Consider the following 12,531-nt stretch of genomic DNA (forward strand, 5'->3'; position numbering starts at 1 on the left):
TTACTTCTCCCCCTCATTATTGCGTGTAATTGCTTGAGTCATAATCCGTTGTTGTTCATTTTTATGGACAAGTGGATCTCCCTCAGCCGGGCTTGATCTGCGCTTCCTTCCTATATATGTTACTGAAAGATTGCCAGGAGCCGCTGCATTTAGGCGAGGTTCAACAAATGTCCAAGCACCCATGTTTTTAGGTTCTTCTTGAGCCCAGAAGATTTCTTTAAGATTTGTATATTTTTTCAGGGCTTCCTGAACTCCAGTGAATGGGAATGGATAAATTTCTTCGATACTGATGATTTGCAACCAATCCGTATTTTTTTCAGTTGCCGCTTTTTCACGAAGTTCAACCGCCAATTTACCTGTTGCAAAAACAATGCGTTCAACCGATTTAGGTTTTTTGCCCAAAGCTTTAGTTTCTACGAATGATTCAAATGCGCCTTCACTGAATTCTTCTGTTGTAGAAGCCATCACTTGATTACGAAGCATACTCTTCGGTGTCATGATGACAAGCGGACGTACTTGTTCTTGATCCAAAATCTTAGCTTGTCTTCTAAGGATATGGAAGTATTGAGCTGCCGAACTTAAGTTAGCAACTGTCCAGTTGTTTTCAGCTGCTAATTGAAGAAAGCGTTCCAGTCGTGCACTTGAGTGCTCTGGCCCTTGTCCTTCATAACCGTGTGGAAGCAGCATGACAAGACCTGATTTTTGACCCCATTTTGCGCGGCCAGCCGCGATGAATTGGTCAAAGATCACTTGCGCTGTATTGGCGAAGTCACCGAATTGGCCTTCCCATAATACAAGTGTCTCAGGTGCAAAAACATTATAACCATATTCATATGCCAGAACTGCCGTTTCCGTAAGTGGGCTGTTATGAACAGCGAATGAAGCTTTGGCAGTTTCAAGTGTGTGAAGTGGTGAATATGTTTTTCCATTAACACTATCGTGTAACATGATATTACGTTGTGCGAATGTTCCACGCTCTGAATCTTGTCCTGTCAAACGGATTGGCGTGCCGTCACTTAAAATCGAGGCAAAAGCCAATGTCTCGGCATGTGCCCAATCGATTTTTCCTTCAGGACCAAAGGAATCCAAGCGACGTGATAAAATCTTTCCTAATTTTTTATTAGGGGTGAATCCTTCCGGCCACTTAACAAGCTCTTCGTTAATTGTAACAAGTTCTTGTTTCGGAACTGCCGTTTCAATGGCTGGAAGTCCTTTTTCAATAATCCCAGGAGGATTACACTCTTTGGAAGCTTCCGGTTTATTTCCGGAAATTTTCGCATATGCATCTGCAAGCCTTGTATCCACTTGCTCAGCAATCGCTTTAACTTCAGCTTCAGTGAACTCGCCGGATTCAATAAGTTTTTTCCCATAAAGCTCTTTTACGGTTGGGTGCTTATGGATTAATGCATACATTTCAGGTTGAGTCACCAATGGCTCATCCATTTCGTTATGGCCGAAACGTCTGTAACCGATCAGGTCAATCAAGAAATCCTTGTTGTATTTTTCACGATATAGGGTAGCAAGGTTCACAGCAGCCATACATGCTTCTGGATCATCTGCATTTACATGCACGATCGGCACTTCAAAGCCTTTTGCCAAATCACTAGCATATAAGGTTGAACGTGAATCTTCACTTTCCGTTGTAAAACCGATCATGTTATTGGCGATGATATGGATTGCTCCGCCAACTTGATAACCGCGTAAACGGCTTAAGTTAAACGTTTCAGGTACAATTCCTTCACCTGGGAATGCAGCATCACCATGAATGAGGATTGCAAGAGATTTGGAAATGTCTTGCACCGGGAATCCTTTTTCTGTACGGTCTTCTTGAGCCGCACGAGAATACCCTTCCACGATTGGACCGACTACTTCCAAGTGACTTGGGTTATTGGCAAGTGTAATCCTTGCTTTTTGTATATTAGCTTTAGTAATCTGTTTGTCCAGACCTAAATGATATTTAACATCACCTGTCCATCCATTGTTAATGCCTGTCGAACCTTCGGAAGGAACCAAATCTTTATTCGGTGAATGTTGGAATTCAGAGAAAATGACCTCATAAGGCTTTCCTAATACATGTGCAAGCACATTCAAACGTCCACGGTGAGCCATGGCAATATTCACATTACCCGTTCCGTTTTGGACAGTTTGTGAAATCATTTCATCTAAAATCGGAACCATAGCATCCAGTCCTTCAATTGAGAAACGTTTTTGCCCTACATATGTGCGGTGAAGGAATTTCTCGAAACCTTCTACTTCATTCAATCGTTTAAGTAATAGTTCTCTTTTCTCTTTTCCCACTTCCGGGAACATGTTTCCAGATTCGACCATATCAGTAAGCCATTGCTTTTCATCCAAGTCATTAACATGATGAAATTCAAAGGCTATCGTTTTTGTATAGAGTTGTTTTAGGTATTGTACGGCTTCGTATCCGTCTTTCACGTCTTCAGGTGATTCGGGACAAATAAAGTCAGCCGGTATTTTCCTTAAATCATCTGCAGTCAAGCCATATTTTTCAAAGTGAATTTGTTCAGTGTCCAGAGCTTCTTCTTTTAAAGGATAAATATTTGCAGCAAGATGCCCGTATGCACGGATATTTTCAGCTAACTTAACTGCAGACATAATTTTCTTCATTGGAAGAACTTCTCCAGTTTGTACAGTTGATGCACTTACAGTCGTTGTTTCTGCCGATACATCGAATGAAGGAGGACCTGCTACTTCAAAAAAGTTTTTCAGTTCCGGATCCACTTCTTCCGGGTTGGCTAGAAATAAATCGTATTGCTCCATGACATACCCAAGGTTTGGACCCGAAAAAGCTTTCCAGTGGTCTAATACCTTAGAATCATTGATGGTCATTTTGTAAACCCCCAAATTTTTCTCATAATTTTTTTCATTCCGTTTTATCCATCCCCAAATTTCTTTCTTCTAAATTTTCCCCAAATATATGATATATATAAGATATATAATAAATAACTTTGGTTATTGAATAATAAAATTTTAAAGGATAAAACGTTTTCAGATGTTATATTAACATGTTTTTGTCGAAATATCCAAAGGTTAAACCACTTTATACAACCTTTTTTCAACTATATTTCTGCTTAATTCGTCAAAAATCGCTTTTAACTGTCTTTTTTGCTCATTTAAGTCTTTTTTTCGCTAAAAAAAGATTTTTGTATTTTTGTATAATGATTATTTTTCAGGTAAATTTAACTAGTTTGAAAACCCTTTCACCTTATTCAAACTTCCAAGCTGTTAAACTTAGATTGCCATATTGAAAGCTTCTGTGCAGAAGAGCCGCTTTTTTATTGTCATCCCCTGAGCCCATTGCGATGACCAATGGAATGAAATGCTCTTTGGAAGGGACAGCCTCTGTACTGTAAGGGGCGATATTTTCATAATTGAACAAAGATTGCAAATCCCAATTCATTATTTTTTCTTCGACCCAGTTCTCAAACTCGATTGCCCATCCCTCTGCAACATGCATATCTTTCTGAATATGTGTGAAATTATGGACAATTCCACCGCTTCCTATGATCAGGACATTATTTTCCTTTAATTCCCTCAATGCTTTCCCAATTTCATACTGCTTGTCCAATGGCAGCGAAGGACTAATGGACATAGATACGGTCGGGATATCAGCTTCCGGGTACATGATATGCAAAAGCCCCCATGCTCCATGATCCAGGGGGCGCCTTTCATCAAGTTCCCCAAATACATCTATCCTGGACAATAAGGTTAAAATTCGATCTGACAGCTCCAGGCATCCCCTCGCAGGATATGTTATCTGAAATATTTCTTCAGGAAATCCCGCAAAATCGTAAATGACTTCATGCTTCCCCACTGCAGAAATCATTTGATCTTCATTTTCCCAATGTGCTGACAAAATAACGATGGCAGCAGGTTTCTTCATAGTTTGCATATACTCCTTCAAAAAAAGAGTATAGCTATTCTTTTCCAAAGCTAATAGCGGTGTTCCAAGTGATAAAAACAATGGTGGCATCATAGAGACGATAAATCCTTTCACATTGTAATCTCAATATCCTATACCTTAATTTACTATAGTTAAACAATGTGTTCATCAATTAAATTGCATTTTCGGCGTAGTCTCATCAATAGTATCAAAGGCATATCCTTCTTTTTTAAGGAATTCAATTATATCTGGCAACGCTTTCACTGTATTTTTCATACTATTGATATCATGCAATAAGATATTAACATGCTTTTGATTTTTCGTCCCTTTTTGTACAGCAGAAATGATTTGTTGTTCACTTATTGACGGACTGAAGCCATCTGTCGAGTCAATGGACCAATCAAAATAAATATACCCTTTTTCCTTTAGTTGTTGAAGGATTCCATTGATGATCGGTTTCGTTGATGCCTGATGCCGCAGCCGATTATTCGAGCCGCCAGGAAGGCGCACAATACGGCTTTTTATCCCATACTCCTCTTGCAGCATGGTTTCAAGCCTATTCAAATCTTGAAAGAAACTCTCAGTCGACCGATAAACGATGGAATAATCATGTGTATAAGAATGAAGGGCGATCGAATGACCGCGGGATATCATTTCCTGATAACATCTCTTTGCGTATGGTTCTTCGTTACCTTTAACGAAGAATGTGGCCTTAACATGATAGCGGTCCAAAATATTCAATATCTCCATGGTATTCAAGGATGGTCCGTCATCGAAGGTCAAATAAGCGATTTTCTGATTCTCCTTACTTTTTAGCAGCGGTGTCATCTCTTCAGGAACCACTGCATGCACTTGAATGCTATGCACATCCACATCAAACAAAATAATAATGAAAGAACTCGCCATGACAAGAATTAATTTTAGCATCTTCTTCATAGGTGATGCATCCCCTTCCTTTTGACCATTAAGGTGTACCAGTTAAGGGGTTTCATGCGCAATAAGGCAGCGGTAAAAAATACCGCTGCCTTTATTAAATGAAGTTATCGATCGACATTAAAGTAACGAGCTTCAGGATGTGCAAAAACAATGGCGGAAACGGAAGCCTCTGGTTCCATCATGCATCCTTCAGTCAATTCCACGCCAATATCTTGAGGTTGCAACAGGCGGAATAGCTTCTCCTGGTCTTCCAGATTAGGACAAGCAGGATAACCAAATGAAAACCTTTGCCCGGTGTACTTAGCTGCAAATCGCTCTTTCATGGACATATCAATCGGATCGCTTATACCTAAATCATCCCGCATTAATTGATGAATTCTTTCCGCGAACCCTTCAGCTGTTTCGAGAGCAAGTGATTGAAGGGCGTGATTTTTCAAGAAATCACCTTCAAGCTTCAGTTTTTCTGCCCATTTTCTGATTCCTTTTCCGGCAGTGACCAGGAAGAAACCAACATAATCCATTTGCCCGGAGGAGATCGGTTTTGCGAAGTCCGCTAAACAAAGATGCGGATTCGTATCTTGCCGGGGGAATTCGAAAGTTTCCAAAACCTCCTGATGATTGTCCGGGTTGTATATAAATAGCTTATCTCCTTCGCTTTGAGCAGGGAAAAATTGATAAACTCCGTTCAAACCATATTCCGGTTCCGCCTTTAGGAATTCGATCAATTCGTCAACGAGATCATTGAGCTGCACTGCTTTTTCATTCCCTTGTTTAAGCAATTCGGAAACTTTGCCTTTTAACCCCAAATGATGACCAATCAGCATTTGCCTATTTATATATGGTTGGACGACATCCAATGGATAGTTTTTCAGGACGTGACGTTTGATGTCACGCGGTGTTTGAACAGGAACATCGCTTAAAGGAGCCGCTGTGGACTGCTTACGAACAGGTTTCTCCAAAGTGGCAGCAATGGCGGCATTCGCTTTCGATCTTTCTCGTTTCTCGACCAACTCTTCCAAGTACACCACTTTTTTGTCGGCGTCATGTAAAATATTCGTTACCGCCAAACCATCCATCGCATCTTTGGAATATAAAACCGGCCCTTCATATTCAGGTGAAATTTTAAAATCGGTGAATTTACGGGATAATGCTGCCCCTCCAACTAAAATTGGGGTATCTATTCCCGCCTGCCTTAAATCCTGTGCGGTTAAAACCATTTGCTGTGCAGATTTGACAAGTAACCCAGATAGGCCAATGATGGTTGGCTCATGTTTACGAACCTCTTCAATGATTTGTTGCGGTGCGACCTTTATTCCCAAATCAATGACTTCATAGCCGTTATTGGAAAGGATGATATCCACTAGGTTTTTCCCGATATCATGCACATCTCCCTTGACGGTCGCCAACAGGATTTTCCCTTTCTTAGCACTATCTTCAGAGTTTTCCATAAGTGGTTCAAGGTGAGCTACAGCCGCCTTCATCGCTTCAGCACTCTGAAGCACCTCTGCGACAATAAGTTGGTTGTCATTGAACAGCCGCCCCACTTCACTCATCCCATCCATCAATGGGCCATTGATGATTTCCAATGGGGTATCACCGCGCTCTATAGCTTCATTTAAATCTTTAATCAATCCTTCTTTCGTTCCTTCGATAATATAGTTACCAAGACGTTCGTCCAATGGCAGGATCACACCATTATCCTTCTTTTCCGCTTTTTTTCCACGATAAAATTCGGTGAAAATCGCTAAAGTTTCAGTTGAAGTCTCAAACAGGAGTGCCTCAGCCAGTTTCACTTCCTCTTCCGGTATCAAGGCGAAACGTTCAAGTTTTTCTGTATTCACGATAGCATAATCGAGACCCGCTTTTGTACAATGGTAAAGGAAAACGGCATTTAATATTTCCCTTCCCCTCGCCGGCAGACCGAAAGAAACGTTGGAAATCCCAAGTATCGTTAGGCATTCCGGAAACTTTTCTTTAATAGCCTTTATTCCATTCACCGTCTCCAATGCAGATCCAATATATTGTTCATCCCCTGTGCCTACAGGAAAAACCAGCGGATCAAAAATGATGTCATTTTTGTTTAGACCGTACTTATTAACGAGCAAATCCACAGACCGTGAAGCCACTTCCAATTTCCGTTCCGCATCAACGGCCATCCCAATTTCATCAATGGTTCCTACGACAACTGCAGCACCATATTGATGGATTAAGGGTACTATTTTTTCAAAGCGCTCTTCACCATCTTCAAGGTTTATGGAATTTATGATCGATTTTCCTTGTGAATGTTTTAATGCTTGTTCAAGTACGACTTCATCCGTAGTGTCGATGACCAATGGGACTTTCACTTTTTTGACGACTTCTTCTACAAATTCCTTCATGTCGCCAAGCTCATCCCCATCAGGATCAGCAAGACAGATATCAATGACATGAGCACCTTTTTTTACCTGGTTACGCGCAATTTCGGCAGCTGGCTCGTAATGCTTTCCACGTATCAGCTCCTTGAATTTTCGGGAACCGATAACATTCGTTCTCTCCCCTACGAATAAAGGACGCATTGAATCATCATAAATTAGCGGCTCTATCCCTGATACGGCATGACCATGGGCAGTTTCCGTAATTGTACGGGGCTTCATGCCTTCGAGTACCCTGGAAAGTTCTTTAATATGTTCTGGTGTCGTACCACAACATCCGCCAATGATATTGACCCATCCCTTTTCGGCAAATTGCTTCATTTTCTCTGCCAGGGAAGTAGGTGATTCATGATAGTGGCCTTCTTCATCAGGGAGCCCGGCATTCGGATAACAGCTGATGGCGCTATTTGATATATCTGCAAGTGTCCTGATATGATCTATCATGAATTCCGGCCCTGTTGCACAATTAAGGCCGACAGCTACTGGCTTCATATGTTCAACCGATAAATAAAAAGCTTCTATGGACTGGCCGGCAAGTGTCGTGCCCATCGGTTCGATTGTTCCTGATATGATGACTGGCACATCTTTTCCCGTTTTAGCGAATGCTGCTTTGATTCCAGAAAAGGCTGCCTTGACATTAAGCATATCCTGACAGGTTTCCACCAACAGCAAGTCTACCCCGCCATCCAAGAGACCCAGTGCCTGTTCTTCATAAGAATTTGTTAAAACATCAAAAGTCGTTCCGCCCGTTACGGAAAGCGTTTTTGTAGTGGGGCCCATCGAGCCAGCTACATATCTTGGCCATTCATCATTGGAATACTGTTCACAAGCTTTAACGGCAAGCTCTGCCGAAATTTTATTTAACTTGTAGGCAATCGTACTTATTTGATATTCCTCAAGGACGATGCTGGTCGCTCCAAAGGTATTGGTTTCTATGATATCTGCGCCCGCCGCTAAATATTTTTCATGAATGGATTGGATGATTTCCGGTTGCGTCAGTGATAGATATTCATTGCAGCCCTCGAATTGTTCCCCGCCAAAATCGTCTGCTGTCAAATTCTCCGCTTGAAGCATCGTTCCCATCGCTCCGTCAAGAAGGAGAATCTTAGAATTCAACTGATCTTGAATCGCTTTTTTATTCATGTGCTTTCCACCTCTGATGTCTGTTTACTATCGACTTTTCTAATATATTTCGTAAGTTCAGCCGTCATTTCATAGCGAAGGAACGGAGTGATTAAATAAATCCCCTTGAACTTCTCCCTTGCCGCGTCCACCAGTTCCCGCGCGATATTCACCCCTTCAATCCTTGACTTTACAGGGTCATCCCCCGCTAAAGCCATAGCCCTTCTAACATTATCAGGCAATTTGATGCCTGGGATCTCATTGTGGATGAATTCGGCGTTCCGAGTGCTTGTCAACGGCATGATACCGATGAAAATCGGGGTTTCCAAATGTTTTGTAGCTTCATGTACTTCTTCGATCTGCTCCACGGAATAAATCGGCTGCGTCAAAAAGGATTGTGCACCGCAGGCAATCTTCTTTTCCATCCTCAGTACGGCTTTATCCAGATATTTCACATTGGGATTAAAAGCTGCCGCAATTTTAAAATTTGCCCGCTGGCCCAAGCTTTGACCGGAATAGGAAAGACCTTCATTAAATTGTTTGACCATACTTATCAGGTCAAAGGAAGATAAATCATAAACCGAAGTGGCACCCGGGAAGTCCCCTATTTTTGAAGGGTCTCCGGTGATGATCAATAATTCGTTCAACCCCACCGTCTGCAGACCCATTAAATGGGACTGCAGTCCGATCAAATTTCGATCACGGCATGTTATATGCACCATCGGCTTTATATTCAATTGGTTCTTCAGTAAATTAGCCAGTGCATCATTCGATATCCTCGGTGAGGCAAGTGAATTATCCGCTAATGTGATGGAATCGACCCCTGCTTTTTTCAAAACCTCAGCACCAATCATGAAGCTCTCTATTCCCAACTTTTTCGGTGGATCGAGCTCAACAAGAATCGTCCTTTCCGTTTTGGCCTTTTCGTACAGGGGAAGTTCCAATTCTCTAACGCTCACTTCAATTTTTTCTATTTCGCGGGATTTCGTAAATTTATATTTTACTGGAACCAAACTTCCAACCGCATTCTTTACAGCTTGAATGTGCAGTGGAGTCGTTCCACAGCACCCTCCTATGATTGCGGCACCTTGCTTGCGAAGTTCCAGGGCACTGGAACCGAAATATTCCGGCACAGCTTTATAGACGAGCCTTCCATCGACATAATCCGGCAGGCTGGCATTAGGGTATATGGCAATCGCTGCTTGCTTTGGCAAACTCACTTCTTCCAAGGCCCGAATCATATGATGTGGTCCGAGGCGGCAATTCACACCAACCACATCGGCACCCAATTGCTCAAGTTTTTGAAAGGCTTCATTTAAATGGATTCCATTTTGAAGATTCCCCAGTTCATGCATCGAGACATTTGCGATGATCGGCAGTCCAGTTTCATTTTTAACGATTTGCAGGACGGTTTCCAGTTCTTCCAGGTCATAAAATGTTTCCAGGAGAATCCCATCAGGATTTTCCATCAACAGACTGTATAGCTGTTCACGAAAACCCCGTTTTATCTCTTCTATGCTTAAATCCGATTTCCTGATACTTCTCTGTGCCCCTATGGTACCGAAGACGTATGCCTTTCCTTTTGCGGCTTTTTTAGCAAGAATGACTCCCTGGCGATTGATTCTGCTCACTTCATCTTCAAGTCCATACCGCTTCAATTTATTGAAATTGGCTCCGTATGTATTCGATTGAAGGATATCTGCACCAGCTTCCAGATAGGCTCGATGGATGGACTCTATTTGATCTGGGTTCGTGCAGTTTAACTCCTCATAACATTGATCGATGCCATTAGAGTAAAGCAAGGTCCCCATTGCACCTTCCCCGACCAGCATTCTTTCTTTTAATTCTTTACGAAAATTCATCATTACACCCTCTCTCAAAAACAATCCTGTTTTTGTCGTATTCTATGAGTATGAGAGAAAAGGAAAAAAAACCTTCTCAAAGAAGAAGGTTTTTGAAACATTCTCCTCATCTATCAAGCTCTGCTTGCTGGATTTAGCACCTTTGCCTAAGCTGGTTGCTGAGGTTTCTTCGGGCCAGTCCCTCCACCTCTCTCGATAAGATCCATTTATATAATTTTCATAAGATTTCAAAATTTGATTATATTTAATTTACATTAATAATCTGTCAATTTCAATACCTGATCGACATTTTTTTAACTTTTGCAAAAATCATTCAATCTTTTGCTGCTTGAACCCTCTTTAAGATCCTTTGTTTCCAGTCTTCCGCCAACGGGTCTAGTGCAAGTAAGGCCTTAGCACCTTCTAGCCCATCTCGTTTATGAAGGATGACCTCTGCGGCGTAATGGACAGAAATTTTTTCTTGTAGACGATCTATCAGCACAATCTCGTTTTGTTTATTTATCGTTCCTTCTTGAAGTACTCTTGCAAAATAACCAGTGAAACTCGTTTTCAGCACAAGTTCCAAAAACTTAGGTTCTTGATTGAAGAGGGAAATGGTCGAACAAGGTATCCTCCCTTGGTTAATTTGAACAACCACATCGCCTATTTGATAAATATCACCGATATACGTTGTTTCTTCCCTCATCCCCGCTATCGTTAAATTTTCACCGAATGCAGGGATATCCAGCTTTTTAGAGAATTTTTCATTCCATAATGAATAATGCTCAAATGGGTAAAAGCACAAAGCCCGATCAGGGCCTCCATGGAACTTTTCATTACCGACACCATCACCGGTTATGCCAGCTTTAGTCACTGTCAAATTATCCTGTGCTTGTTTATCCATGGCTGAAAAGATATCGATATTCGAAAAAATTTCATGTTTCGGCTTCCCCGCATGTAGTGATTTGATTTTTCCATTTTCCATTTTGCATCTTCCATTCATATTAAATTTATATCATCCTATATGTATAAATTATACTAAAAATCCATTTTATTCAGTACCTTTTTATATGTATATGAATAGAAAAAGCCATATGATCAGTAAATGGGCGAAATATCATTGATTTCCAGAAAAATTCATAGGTTAGTTTCAGTAATTTAGTTGCTATTTCAGAATTAAATATGGTAGAATATGAACACAATATATAGTCGAAAACTACAACCGTTCGCCTATATGTTGATTTTCACGATTGAATTCCTCATTGTCGCTCTTTAGGGAGCGAATTTTTTTTGCTTTCATTAATATCCACTAATTCCCTGTAATTCCATGCAGTTTCTTGCATCGTGATCGACCTACCTATTTATACCTTCCTGCCCTCCTTATCAAGTCCCTTTCATTTCCTTATAAAAAGCCTGATTAACAAGCAGAAAGCCGAGCGACATCATGCGTCTTCCGCTCAGCTTCCTGTTTACGCTTGTTTCTTTTTTTTCGGTGCCGCTTTCTTTCGGGTCGTCTTTTTCTTTTCCGGTTCATCATGTTTGGTACGGTCTATGGACGCCTGTAATGCCTCCATTAAATCGGTTACATTGTTGGAAACTGGTTCTTTTGTTTTCGCTGTAATCGTCGTCTGTCCCGTTTTCTTTGATTCAATCAATTCTAGTAACGCGGTTCGATAGTCATCGGTGTATTTTGTCGGATCGAAAGTAGTCGTTAATTGATCTATCAATAATACGGCAGTATCGATTTCCTTTTTTACAATGGTATCATTGGCAGGGATATTCGGAACATCCGCTGTCGAGCGGACTTCATCCGGATAATGAATCGTTTCCATAACTAAGGTATTATCAACGACTCGGATTACCGCCAATTGTTCTTTGGAGCGAATGATGATTTTTGCCAACCCAACCTTATTCGATTCTTTTAGGGCCTGCCTTAAAAGGGAATAAGCTTTTATCCCCCCGTCATTTGGGGACATGTAATAACTCCGGTTAAAATAAATGGGATCTATTTCTTCAATTTTAACGAAATCCACGATTTCCACGGCTTTTTCTTCGTTTTGTTTTTTCAGTTGTTCTAGTTCATGGTCTTCCAATACAACAAACTTTCCCTTTGTATACTCAAAAGCGCGGACTATATCATCCTTTCCCACTTCTTTCTCGCATACAGGACAAACCTTCTCGTATTTAATCGGTGTATGACATTCCTTATGCAACGTCCTTAAAGATATATCCTTGTCCTCCGTTGCAGCATGAAGTTTGATCGGAATGTTCACCAAACCGAATGATATGCTCCCCTTCCACATCGTATGCATAT

Annotated in this window: 7 protein-coding genes and 1 riboswitch; all 7 genes read right to left on the reverse strand. The window is 41.1% G+C overall.

The window, feature by feature from the left end:
- The gene (locus J7I96_RS27505) at nt 1-2,853 is read right to left on the reverse strand and encodes a 2-oxoglutarate dehydrogenase E1 component (RefSeq protein ID WP_214771442.1); all 2,853 of its coding nucleotides are present in this window, start codon (nt 2,851-2,853) and stop codon (nt 1-3) included.
- Between the two features lie 376 nt (nt 2,854-3,229).
- Nucleotides 3,230-4,000: a dioxygenase family protein gene (locus J7I96_RS27510; protein ID WP_215048214.1), complete on the reverse strand. Its 771-nt coding sequence runs from the start codon at nt 3,998-4,000 to the stop codon at nt 3,230-3,232.
- A gap of 75 nt (nt 4,001-4,075) precedes the next feature.
- Nucleotides 4,076-4,843: a polysaccharide deacetylase family protein gene (locus tag J7I96_RS27515; RefSeq protein WP_214771446.1), complete on the reverse strand. Its 768-nt coding sequence runs from the start codon at nt 4,841-4,843 to the stop codon at nt 4,076-4,078.
- Between the two features lie 104 nt (nt 4,844-4,947).
- Nucleotides 4,948-8,397, reverse strand: a complete 3,450-nt coding sequence (metH, locus tag J7I96_RS27520) for a methionine synthase (protein WP_214771448.1) — start codon at nt 8,395-8,397, stop codon at nt 4,948-4,950.
- Nucleotides 8,394-10,238, reverse strand: coding sequence for a bifunctional homocysteine S-methyltransferase/methylenetetrahydrofolate reductase (locus tag J7I96_RS27525; RefSeq protein ID WP_214771450.1), 1,845 nt, complete (start codon nt 10,236-10,238; stop codon nt 8,394-8,396). Before J7I96_RS27525 ends, metH begins: the two co-directional genes overlap by 4 nt.
- Nucleotides 10,239-10,341: 103 nt before the next feature.
- Nucleotides 10,342-10,440, reverse strand: a riboswitch (SAM riboswitch).
- Nucleotides 10,441-10,551: 111 nt separating this feature from the next.
- Nucleotides 10,552-11,202, reverse strand: a complete 651-nt coding sequence (locus J7I96_RS27530; RefSeq protein WP_214771452.1) for an MOSC domain-containing protein — start codon at nt 11,200-11,202, stop codon at nt 10,552-10,554.
- A 484-nt stretch (nt 11,203-11,686) separates the two neighbouring features.
- Nucleotides 11,687-12,529 carry a non-homologous end joining protein Ku gene (ku, locus tag J7I96_RS27535; RefSeq protein ID WP_214771455.1) on the reverse strand — a complete coding sequence of 281 codons (843 nt, stop codon included), beginning with the start codon at nt 12,527-12,529 and terminating at the stop codon, nt 11,687-11,689.
- Nucleotides 12,530-12,531 lie beyond the last annotated feature (2 nt).

Origin of the sequence: Bacillus sp. ISL-78 (assembly GCF_018613455.1) — a bacterium.
GTDB lineage: Bacteria > Bacillota > Bacilli > Bacillales > DSM-1321 > Peribacillus > Peribacillus frigoritolerans.